The sequence below is a fragment of the Jiangella rhizosphaerae genome, assembly GCF_003579925.1.
In the GTDB taxonomy this organism is placed as follows: domain Bacteria; phylum Actinomycetota; class Actinomycetes; order Jiangellales; family Jiangellaceae; genus Jiangella; species Jiangella rhizosphaerae.
On the sequence record NZ_QUAL01000383.1, the window covers coordinates 1 to 9934 of the forward strand.

At 72.6% G+C, this 9934-nt stretch carries 11 protein-coding genes; all 11 read left to right on the top strand.

Features of this window, described 5'->3' with window-relative positions; genetic code table 11:
* Nucleotides 1-1173 (top strand): DAK2 domain-containing protein (locus DY240_RS26075; protein ID WP_119662599.1); only part of this gene is annotated, 1173 nt, incomplete at its 5' end.
* Nucleotides 1173-3353 (top strand): ATP-dependent DNA helicase RecG, encoded by a 2181-nt coding sequence (gene recG / locus DY240_RS26080; protein ID WP_119662600.1) that lies wholly within the window; start codon nt 1173-1175, stop codon nt 3351-3353. The genes DY240_RS26075 and recG, both read left to right, overlap by 1 nt.
* 699 nt (nt 3354-4052) lie before the next feature.
* Nucleotides 4053-4613 (top strand): 16S rRNA (guanine(966)-N(2))-methyltransferase RsmD, encoded by a 561-nt coding sequence (gene rsmD / locus DY240_RS26085; RefSeq protein ID WP_119662601.1) that lies wholly within the window; start codon nt 4053-4055, stop codon nt 4611-4613.
* An 18-nt stretch (nt 4614-4631) separates the two neighbouring features.
* Nucleotides 4632-5111 carry a pantetheine-phosphate adenylyltransferase gene (coaD, locus tag DY240_RS26090; RefSeq protein ID WP_119662602.1) on the top strand — a complete coding sequence of 160 codons (480 nt, stop codon included), beginning with the start codon at nt 4632-4634 and terminating at the stop codon, nt 5109-5111.
* A gap of 30 nt (nt 5112-5141) precedes the next feature.
* Nucleotides 5142-5780 (top strand): hypothetical protein, encoded by a 639-nt coding sequence (locus DY240_RS26095; protein ID WP_147375531.1) that lies wholly within the window; start codon nt 5142-5144, stop codon nt 5778-5780.
* A 75-nt stretch (nt 5781-5855) separates the two neighbouring features.
* Nucleotides 5856-6458 (top strand): YceD family protein, encoded by a 603-nt coding sequence (locus DY240_RS26100; RefSeq protein ID WP_119662604.1) that lies wholly within the window; start codon nt 5856-5858, stop codon nt 6456-6458.
* A gap of 2 nt (nt 6459-6460) precedes the next feature.
* Nucleotides 6461-6664 carry a 50S ribosomal protein L32 gene (rpmF, locus tag DY240_RS26105; RefSeq protein WP_119662605.1) on the top strand — a complete coding sequence of 68 codons (204 nt, stop codon included), beginning with the start codon at nt 6461-6463 and terminating at the stop codon, nt 6662-6664.
* Nucleotides 6665-6683: 19 nt separating this feature from the next.
* Nucleotides 6684-7526, top strand: coding sequence for a ribonuclease III (gene rnc, locus DY240_RS26110; protein WP_119662608.1), 843 nt, complete (start codon nt 6684-6686; stop codon nt 7524-7526).
* On the top strand, nt 7510-8370 hold the full coding sequence (mutM, locus tag DY240_RS26115) for a bifunctional DNA-formamidopyrimidine glycosylase/DNA-(apurinic or apyrimidinic site) lyase (protein WP_119662606.1): 861 nt from the start codon (nt 7510-7512) through the stop codon (nt 8368-8370). The genes rnc and mutM overlap by 17 nt, the downstream gene beginning before the upstream one ends.
* Before the next feature lie 155 nt (nt 8371-8525).
* On the top strand, nt 8526-8729 hold the full coding sequence (locus DY240_RS34235) for a hypothetical protein (protein ID WP_119662607.1): 204 nt from the start codon (nt 8526-8528) through the stop codon (nt 8727-8729).
* A 45-nt stretch (nt 8730-8774) separates the two neighbouring features.
* On the top strand, nt 8775-9934 hold a 1160-nt coding region (locus DY240_RS26125), incomplete at its 3' end, for a chromosome segregation SMC family protein (protein ID WP_147375532.1).

Consider the following 9934-nt stretch of genomic DNA (forward strand, 5'->3'; position numbering starts at 1 on the left):
CAGCCGGCCCCGACCCTCCCGGCCGTCGCCCTCGCCGCGGCCGCCGCCGCGCACGAGGCCCTCGGCAGGACGCCCGACCAGCTCGACGTGCTCCGCCGCGCCGGGGTGGTCGACGCCGGCGGGCGCGGGCTGACCGTGCTGCTGGACGCGTTCGACACCGTCCTGACCGGACGGCGGCCGCTGCCCGGGCCGCGCGTCGTCGGCACCCACACCGTCCCGGCGCCGGTCCGCCCCGGCGAAGAGCGCGCCGACGACGACACCCCCGCCTACGAGGTCATGTACCTCCTCGACGCCCCGCACCATGCGATCGACGCCCTCAAGCGGAGGCTGTCGGGCCTGGGCGACTCGCTGGTGGTCAGCGGAGCGGGGGAGCAGTGGAACGTCCACGTCCACACCGACGACGCCGGCGCGGCCATCGAAGCGGGCATCGCCGCCGGCCGTCCGCACCGCATCAGCGTCAGCTACCTGCCCGTCCAGCACCGGACCTCACCGAACGAGCCCCGCAACCGCGTCGTCGTCGCGTTCGCCGCCGGCGACGGGCTGGCCGAGCTGTTCGCCGAGGCCGGCGCCGTCGTCGTCGCCACGGCGACCGGGCACCGGCCGTCCACGGGCGAGATGCTGGCCGCCGTCGAGCGTGGCGACCCCACCCGGAGCAGCGACGTCGTCATCCTGCCGAACGAGCGCGACGCGGTCCCGGTGGCGGAAGCGGCGGCGGCCGAGCTGCGCAGCCACCACCGAAGGGCCGCGGTCATCCCGGCGGTCGCGCAGGTGCAGGGCCTGGCCGCGCTCGCCGTCCACGAGCCGAACCGGGCCTTCGACGCCGACGTCGTCGCGATGACGGCCGCCGCCGGCCACACCCGGCACGGCGCCGTCACCATCGCCGCGAAGGAGGCGGTCACCATGGCCGGCGTCTGCAAGCCGGGCGACGTGCTCGGAGTGGTCGACGGCGACTTCGCGGTGATCGGCGCCGACCTGCTGGACGTCGCCATCGAGGTGGTCGCCCGTATGCTCGCGGCAGGGGGCGAGCTGGTCACCGTCGTCACCGGCGACGGCGCCGGCCCGGGCCTCGCCGACGGCGTCGCCCGCGCGGTCCGCCGCGGCCACCCCGAGGCCGACACCGTCGTCTACCGGGGCGGACAGCCCCGCTACCCGCTACTGCTCGGAGTCGAGTGATGGTCGGATTCGACACGCAGCTGACCACCGTGGTCGGCGACAAGACCGCCAAGGCGCTGGCGAACACGCTGGACCTGCACACCGTCGGCGACCTCATGCGCCACTACCCGCGCCGGTACGTCCAGCGCGGCGAGCTGACGGAGCTCAGCTCGCTGCGCGAGGACGAGCTCGTCACCGTCGTCGCCATGGTCAAGAGCGTGTCGAAGCGGAGCATGAAGAACCGCCGCGGCTCGATCCTCGAGGCCGTCGTCACCGACGGCACCGGTGAGCTGACGCTGACCTTCTTCAACCAGGCGTGGCGCGAGCGCGACCTCCGGCCCGGGCGCATCGGCCTGTTCGCCGGCAAGGTCGGCACGTTCCGGCACCAGCGCCAGCTCGCCCACCCCGAGTACGAGATGTTCCCCGACGACGCCGGTGACATCAGGGAGGCCGCGGAGAAGTACGCCGACGAAGTCATCCCGGTCTACCCCGCCAGCGTGAAGGTGCCGTCCTGGCTGATCGCCAAGACGGTCGACGTCGTGCTCCAGCAGCTCGGCGACCCGCCCGACCCGCTGCCGGACGACGTGCTGCGCAAGCGGCGCCTGCCCGGGCTGGCCGAGGCGCTGCACGCCGTGCACCGGCCCCGGGCCATCGAGAAGGCGTGGGCGGCGCAGCGGCGGCTGCGGTTCGAGGAGGCGTTCGTCCTGCAGACCGAGCTGGCCCGGCGGCGGCTCTCCACCGCCGCGCTGCCGGCGACGCCGCGCCGGGCACGGCCCGGCGGGCTGGTCGACGCACTCGACGAGCGGCTGCCGTTCGAGCTGACGGAGGGCCAGCGGCAGATCGGCGAGCGGCTGGCCGCCGAGCTCGACACCCCGCACCCGATGCACCGGCTGCTGCAGGGCGAGGTCGGTGCCGGCAAGACGGTCGTCGCGCTGCGGGCGATGCTCGCCGTCGTCGACGCCGGGGGACAGGCCGCGCTGCTGGCGCCCACCGAGGTGCTGGCCCAGCAGCACTACCGGTCGCTGACGGCGATGCTCGGCCCGCTCGCGCAGCGCGGCATGCTCGGCGGCTCCGAGATCGGCACCCGGGTCGCGCTGCTCACCGGCTCCATGGGCACGGCCGCCCGCAAGGAGGCGCTGCTCGACATCGGGGTCGGCGACGCCGGCATCGTCGTCGGCACGCACGCCCTGCTCGAGGAGAACGTGCAGTTCTTCGACCTCGGCCTGGTCGTCGTCGACGAGCAGCACCGGTTCGGCGTCGAGCAGCGCGCCGCGCTGGCCGCCAAGAGCCGCGACGGCACGCGCCCGCACGTGCTGGTCATGACCGCGACGCCGATCCCGCGGACGGTCGCGATGACGGTCTTCGGCGACCTCGAGATCTCCACGCTCTCCGACGTCCCGCGCGGCCGCGCCGACGTCGCCACCCACGTCGTCCCGGTGGACGAGAAGCCGCACTTCCTCGACCGTGCCTGGCAACGGGTGCGCGAGGAGGTCGAGGCCGGCCACCGCGTCTACATCGTCTGCCCGCGCATCGGCGACGACGACGGCAACGGCGAGGACGAGCCGCCCGCCGACGACGGCGACAAACGCCGCCCCGTCGCCGTCCTCGAGCTGGCCGAGTACCTGCGCACCGGCCCGCTGGCCGGCGTCGGACTGGACGTGCTGCACGGCCGGATGCCCGCGGAGGCGAAGGACGCCGTCATGGCGGCGTTCGCGGCCGGTACGACGCCCGTGGTCGTCGCGACCACCGTCATCGAGGTCGGCATCGACGTGCCGACGGCGTCGATGATGGTGATCATGGACGCCGACCGCTTCGGCGTCTCGCAGCTGCACCAGCTGCGCGGCCGCATCGGCCGCGGTGCGATCCCGGGCGTGTGCCTGCTGGTCACCGAGGCGGCGCCGGGCACGCCGGCGCGCGAGCGGCTGGACGCCGTCGCCGGCACCCGCGACGGCTTCCGGCTCTCGCAGGTCGACCTCGAGCAGCGGCGCGAGGGCGACGTGCTCGGCGCGGCGCAGTCCGGCCGGCGGTCCAGCCTCAAGCTGCTCAAGGTCATCCGCGACGTCGAGATCATCGAGCAGGCCCGCGAGGACGCCTCCGCCGTCGTCGAGGGCGACCCCGACCTCGCTCGGCATCCCGCGCTGCTGGAGGCCGTCGAGGCGGCGCTCGCCGAGCAGGAGGCCGACTATCTCGACAAGGCCTGAGGTTGGCCGTCCCCCTGCTGCGTGGGCCCGTCCCCCTGCTGCCTGATTGTCTTGGCCGCGGGCGCGCGCCTCGAGTCCGCGCGCGTTGTTGTTGGGCTTCGCTGTGGTTGGGGCGCTTGGACTTGACCCGCGCGCTCGCGGCAAAGAACGGGCAGCTATCAGGGGGACGGGGGAGGAGCGGCGACGACGCCGGCCTTCTCGGCCCGTTTCGGCGTGCTTCGGTGCCGTTCGGTGTCCATCTGGTGAGATTTCACCGTGATTCAGGAGGGCATCACCACGATTACCCCAGCCTCAACACGCCTATAACCGTGTCGAGGCACGGACAATCGTGGTGGTGTAGACGAGTCTGGATGATCATCGCCGCCAACAGCCCGACAAATCGGGGCGAAACGGGCACGCCAAGGCCGAGGCGTGCCCCCATCCTCCCCGTCCCCCTGATAGCTGCCCGTTCTTGGCCGCGAAGCCGCGGGTCAAGCGGTCCCGTCGGCGCGAAGCGCCTCCATAGTCCGCTCGAGGCGCGGTTTCGCGGCAAGAGAATGGGGCCAGCAGGGGGACGGGGAGCCCCAAAATGGGCGGCAGGGGGACGAGGAGCCCCCGGCCGACGTCACCGCCCCGGCGAACGCGAACCCGGCGACGGCATGATGGGGGTGTGTCTGTCGACCTGGCGCTGAGGTCCGTACCACGTGGACCGGACCACCGATGACGCGGATCGTGGCGGGCGCGGCGGGCGGCCGGCGGCTGTCCGTCCCGCCCGGGAGCCGCACCCGTCCGACGTCCGACCGCGTGCGTGAGGCGCTGTTCTCGTCGCTGGAGTCGGCCTTCGGCGGCGGGCTCGGCGGGCTGCGGGTGCTCGACCTCTACGCCGGCAGCGGCGCGCTCGGCCTGGAAGCGTTGTCGCGCGGTGCGGAGCACTGCCTGCTGGTCGAGTCCGACGCGCGCGCCGCGGCCGTGATCAGGGCGAACGTCAAGGCGGTGGGGCTGCCGGGCGCCGTCGTCGCCGCCTCGTCGGTCGAGCGGGCACTGGCCGCGCCGCCGGACGCGCCGTACGACCTCGTGCTGGCCGATCCGCCCTACGCGACGGTTGACGCCGAGCTGAGCGGGGTACTCGTCTCCCTGACGGCCGGCTGGCTCGCCCCTGATGCCCTGGTGGTCGTCGAGCGCGACCGCCGCAGCCCACCGGTGACCTGGCCCGACGGCATCACCGGAGGGCGGGAGCGGCGGTACGGGGAGACCGTGCTCTGGTACGGTCGCGCCCGGTGAAGTGACACAGGAGGACATGTGCGCCGCTGTCTGTGCCCAGGCTCGTTCGACCCGGTCACCAACGGTCACGTCGACGTCATCGAGCGGGCCGCGAGCCTGTTCGACGAGGTCGTCGTCGCCGTCGGGGTGCACGTGTCGAAGAAGGGCCTGTTCTCACTCGACGAGCGCATCGACATGCTCGAGAAGGCGTGTGCCCATCTGCCCTCGGTCCGCATCGAGAGTTTCGAGGGGCTCTTGGTCGATTTCGCCCGTCAACGCGATATCCCGGCTGTCGTAAAGGGGCTGCGGGCGGTCACCGACTTCGACTATGAACTACAGATGGCGCAGATGAACCACCGCCTGACGGGAGTGGAGACGTTGTTCGTGGCGACCAATCCCGACTACTCGTTCCTTTCGTCCTCTTTGGTGAAAGAGGTAGCGTCCTACGGCGGAGACGTCGCTGGACTGGTACCGGACGTGGTGCTCCAGCGGCTGCACGAGAGATTGGGACGCAGGTGACCCCGCTCCGGCGCACATGGGGGGAAGGTCATGGAAGTGCATGACAAGATCGCCGAGATCGTCGCGCTCGTCGACTCGGCCCGGACGATGCCGATGTCGTCCACCGCGATGGTGAACAAGCAGCAGTTGCTCATCCTGCTCGACGAGGTCCGCGAGGGCCTGCCGGCGAACCTGCAGGCGGCCGAGGCCGTCCTCGGGCAGCGCGAGGCCCTGCTGATCGAGGCGCGCGGCAACGCCGAGCGCATCCTGGCCAACGCCAAGGCCGAGCAGGCCCGCCTGGTGGCCGACCACGCCGTCACGCAGGCCGCCCGCGTCGAGGCCGAAGAGATCCTGCAGCAGGCGCGCGAGCAGGCCGAGAACATCCGCAACGACGCCGACGACTACGTCGACGCCAAGCTGGCCCGGCTGGAGATCTCGGCGGCGCGCATCGTCGAGACCGTCCGCGACGGCCGCGAGCAGTTGCGCCACCCCACGGCCTACGAGGAGCTCTCGCAGCGCCGCAACGGCCACCCCGTCGTCGTGCCGCAGCTCGACGGCGTCCAGGACGCCGTCGACGACTTCGCCGCCGGCTCCGACGGCAAGGCCGAGAGGTTCGGTGCCGACGCCGAGGAGCCCCGTCACGAGGGCCGCGACGCCCAGCCCGACAAGCTGGCGTCGGGTTTGGGCTAGCGGCCGGGGTCTAGTACCATTCATCGTCGGCCTCACGTCGAGGTCGAGATTGGCATGCCCTTACCAGCACGAGAGTTGACTACGCTGAGCACGCTCGATCCGCGCGCCCCGTTCGTACTCGCCACGCACGAGCTCGGACGTCGGCCAGGGTCGACCCAGCGGGTCTCCCTCACGGTTCCGGCGCCTGCCGATCTCGGACTGGGCGGAGTGGTCGGGGTGCCCGAAGGGGCCGGCATCGAGCTGAACCTGCGGCTCGAGTCGGTCATGGAGGGCGTGCTGGTGTCCGGCACCGTCCGGGCTCCGTACTCGGGCGAGTGCGTGCGGTGCCTGGAGCCCGTCGACGGCGAAGTCGTCGCCGAGGTCCAGGAACTGTACGTCTACCCGGAACGGGCCGACGACCCCGACACCGAGACCGACGAGGAAGAGCTGCGCGTCGAGGACGACCTCATCGACCTCGAACAACCGGTCCGGGACGCGGTGGTGCTCGCACTGCCGCAGTCGCCGGTCTGCCGTGCCGACTGCCCGGGCCTGTGCCCGGACTGCGGCGCCCGGCTGGCCGACGACCCGGGTCACGCGCACGACACCACCGATCCGCGGTGGGCGGCCCTGGCAGGGTTGTTCACCGACGACACGAACGAGACCGGCTCCAAGCGTGCCGGCCCGGAAGAAAAGAGTTAGCTGTGGCCGTCCCGAAGCGGAAGATGTCGCGCAGCAACACCCGCCACCGCCGTGCGCAGTGGAAGGCGAAGCTGCCGCAGATCCAGAAGCGCACCGTCAACGGGCGCACCACCTGGGTCGTCGCGCACCGCGCCACCGTGGTCGAGGACTCCCAGGGCACCCCGCTGTTCCTGGAGTACAACGGTCGCCAGGTCGGCGACGTCTGAGGGCTCGCGTAGGAGCCCCCTGGTGACGGCCGAGACCCCACCCCTGTCCGTGCTGGAGGGGCGTCTCGGCGTGCCCGTCGACCCCGAGCTGCTGCAGCTGGCGCTGACCCACCGCTCGTACGCGTACGAGAACGGCGGGCTGCCCACCAACGAGCGGCTGGAGTTCCTCGGCGACGCCGTGCTCGGCCTGGTCGTCACCGACGCGCTGTACCGGCTGCACCCCGACCTCTCCGAGGGGCAGCTGGCCAAACTGCGGGCCGCCGTGGTCAACATGCGCGCGCTCGCCTCCGTCGCCCGCGAGCTCGAGCTGGGCCGGTTCGTCCGGCTCGGCCGCGGCGAGGAGACCACCGGCGGCCGCGACAAGTCCTCCATTCTCGCCGACACCGTCGAGGCGCTGATCGGCGCCGTCTACCTCGACCGCGGCCTGGTCGAGACGTCCGCGCTGGTGCACCGGCTGGTCGACGACCTCATCGAGGCGTCGGCGCTGCTCGGCGCCGGGCTCGACTGGAAGACATCGCTGCAGGAGCTGACGTCGCGGCACGCGCTCGGCGTCCCCGAGTACCGCATCGCCGAGGACGGCCCCGACCACGCGAAGACTTTCACCGCCGACGTCGTGGTCAGCGGCGAGGTGCGCGGCACCGGCACCGGCCGCAGCAAGAAGGAGGCCGAGGCGCGCGCCGCGGAGCTGGCCTGGAAGGCGCTCAGCGCGGCCGCCGAGGCGGAGCAGGCCGCGGCCGAGAAGACCGCGGCCGAGCAGACCGCGGCCGAGCAGACGGCGGCCGAGAAGACCGCGGCCGAGCAGACGGCGGTCGAGGAGACCGCGGCCGAGCAGGCCGCCGACACCGGTGCCCGAACTACCTGAGGTCGAGGTCGTCCGCCGCGGCCTGGCCGCCCACGTCGTCGGCCGCGTCATCGACCACGTCGAGGTGGCGCACGTCCGCGCCGTCCGCCGCCATGTCGCCGGCCCCGCCGACTTCGCCGGCTCCCTGGTCAAGGCCGCCTTCACCGACGCCCGGCGGCGCGGCAAGTACCTCTGGCTGCCGCTGGACGACGGCGAGCGCGCCGTCGTCGGCCATCTCGGCATGAGCGGCCAGCTGCTGGTCCAGCCGGCCGCCGCGCCCGACGAGACCCATCTGCGGGTCCGGTTCGTCTTCGCCGACGGCGACCCCCAGCTGCGCTTCGTCGACCAGCGCACCTTCGGCGGGCTGGCGGTCGCCGGGCTGGGTCCCGACGGCGTCCCGGTCCCCATCGCGCACATCGCGCCGGACCCGCTGGACCCGGCGTTCGACGACGAGGCGTTCCGGCAGGCGCTGGTGCGCCGCCGCACGGGCATCAAGCGGGCGCTGCTGGACCAGTCGCTGATCTCCGGTGTCGGCAACATCTACGCCGACGAAGCGCTGTGGCGGGCGAGGCTGCACTACGCCCGCCCCACCGAGACGCTGCGCCGGCCCGAGGTCGCCCGGCTGCTGCAGGCCGTCCGCGAGGTCATGGCGGCCGCGCTGGCGCAGGGCGGCACGTCGTTCGACAGCCTCTACGTCAACGTCAACGGCGAGAGCGGGTACTTCGACCGGTCGCTGGACGCCTACGGTCAGGAGGGGCGTCCGTGCCGCCGCTGCGGCACGCCGATCCGGCGTGACCCGTTCATGAACCGGTCGTCATACACCTGCCCCCGCTGCCAGCGTCCTCCACGGCATGCTCGCTGGTGAGACGCGATGGCGAATCGCCGGAACGAGTTGACCGAGAGGCACGTCCGGTGAGATGCTGGTATGCGTTGCGGCCTGTGCGTCTATGGTCAGACGGGTGCCGCGTCACACACGAAAAGTGATCATCACATTCTCAGGCCTTCTGGAGGGCTTCGACAATGGCGAAGGCGCTGTTGGGTTATGTCGGGGGTACTGATCCAAGGCTCGCTACCGAGGTACAGCGCTTGCGCAGGCGGGTGACCGACCTCGAGGCGCAGGTGCTGCGGCTCCAGGTCGAGAACGACCAGCTTGCCGAGGCGGCGGTGGAGCACGGCCGGCTCGCCCTCGACGACACTCAGGTGCCGCAACCGGCCTTGACCTGAGGGTCGCGGTTGTAGGCTGGCCCCCTCAGCAGGGGAGTCGGTCTATTGCACCTGAAGAGCTTGACGTTACGGGGATTCAAGTCCTTCGCGTCGTCCACGACGCTACGCCTGGAACCGGGCATCACGTGTGTCGTCGGACCCAACGGCTCGGGTAAGTCGAACGTCGTCGACGCCCTGGCCTGGGTCATGGGCGAGCAGGGTGCCAAGAGCCTGCGTGGCGGCAAGATGGAGGACGTCATCTTCGCCGGTACCGCGGGCCGCCCCGCACTCGGCCGTGCCGAGGTCGTCCTCACCATCGACAACACCGACGGTGCGCTGCCCATCGAGTACTCCGAGGTCACCATCTCGCGGACGATGTTCCGCAACGGCGGCTCCGAGTACGCCATCAACGGCCAGGCGTGCCGCCTGCTGGACGTCCAGGAGCTGCTCTCCGACTCCGGCATCGGCCGCGAGATGCACGTCATCGTCGGCCAGGGCCAGCTCGACGCCGTCCTCTCCGCCACACCGGACGACCGCCGCGGGTTCGTCGAGGAGGCGGCCGGCGTCCTCAAGCACCGCAAGCGCAAGGAGAAGGCGCTGCGGAAGCTCGAGGCGATGCAGGCCAACCTCACCCGTGTGCAGGACCTCACCGCCGAGCTGCGTCGCCAGCTCGGGCCGCTGGGCCGGCAGGCCGAGCTGGCCCGCAAGGCCGCCACCATCCAGGCCGACCTGCGCGACTCCCGGCTGCGGGTGCTCGCCGACGAGCTGGTGCAGGCCAAGTCCAGCCTCGAGCAGGAGGTCGCCGACGAGACCGCGCTGAAGGCCCGGCAGGCCGAGCTGGCCCGCGAGCTCGAGCGGGCGCGCGCCGCGGAGTCCCGGCTGGAGGCCGAGGTCGCGCAGGTCGCGCCGCGGCTGGCTCAGGCCTCCGACGCGTGGTACCGGCTGTCCGGGCTGCGCGAGCGGGTCCGCGGCACGGCGTCGCTGGCCTCCGAGCGGGCCCGCCACCTGTCCGCCGCGGGCGAGGCGCCGAGGTCCGGCCGCGACCCCGACGAGCTGGAGCAGGAGGCCGCCGCCGTCCGCGAGCAGGAGGCCGAGCTCGAGGAGCAGATCGCCGCCGCCCGCGAGGCGCTCGACGACGCGCTCGAGACCCGCCGGGCCGCCGAGGAGGCGGCCGAGGCCGAGGAGCGCCGGCTGGCCGCCGCCGTCCGCGCCAACGCCGACCGCCG